The sequence below is a fragment of the Bacteroides reticulotermitis JCM 10512 genome (genome assembly GCF_000517545.1).
In the GTDB taxonomy this organism is placed as follows: domain Bacteria; phylum Bacteroidota; class Bacteroidia; order Bacteroidales; family Bacteroidaceae; genus Bacteroides; species Bacteroides reticulotermitis.
The window spans coordinates 1-691 of the sequence record NZ_BAIV01000094.1; the positions used below are offsets into that span (position 1 = coordinate 1).

Consider the following 691-nt stretch of genomic DNA (forward strand, 5'->3'; position numbering starts at 1 on the left):
GGTTGGGCACTATTATCGGGGAAGCTATAACCGAGGGCATCATCACCAAAAATCCTTTCGCCGGTTATGAGCCGGAGCGTCCTGAACGGCAACAAAAATATCTTACTCGAAAGGAGTTGAATAAGCTGATGACAACTCCGCTTGTTACCTCAAAGCAATACCTTATCCGTGATTTATTCCTCTTTTCGTGCTATACCGGAATCCCGTACTGCGATATGTTCAAATTAACTGACGGGGATGTTTCGGTCGCCGAAGATAATGTAGTCTGGATAAAAACATTCCGCGAGAAAACCGGAATGGACTATGAGATTCCCCTGCTCGAACTGCCTTTACTGATTCTTGAACGCTACCGAGGAACGGCATCCGGCGGACGGCTCTTGCCGATGTATCCCAATGGAGAATTGAACAGGGAATTAAAAAATATCGCCCGTATTTGCGGTTTCGCCCGACGGCTCACCTGGCATTGCGGGCGGCACACATACGCCACGGAAATTACGCTCTCACAGGGCGTTCCAATTGAAACGGTAAGCCGTATGCTCGGACACAGCCAGATTTCAACGACACAGATTTATGCGAAAATCACCAACGACAAGATTGATGAGGATATGAAAATGTTGGAGAAACGTATCGCCGGGAAATTCAAATTTGCTATCTAATAACTTAATATATTTCAATCATGGAAGCAAAAAAC

At 45.9% G+C, this 691-nt stretch carries 1 protein-coding gene; it reads left to right on the forward strand.

Features of this window, described 5'->3' with window-relative positions:
• The coding region (locus tag JCM10512_RS21065; RefSeq protein WP_044165946.1) for a site-specific integrase at window positions 1–656 on the forward strand (656 nt) is incomplete at its 5' end.
• Window positions 657–691 lie beyond the last annotated feature (35 nt).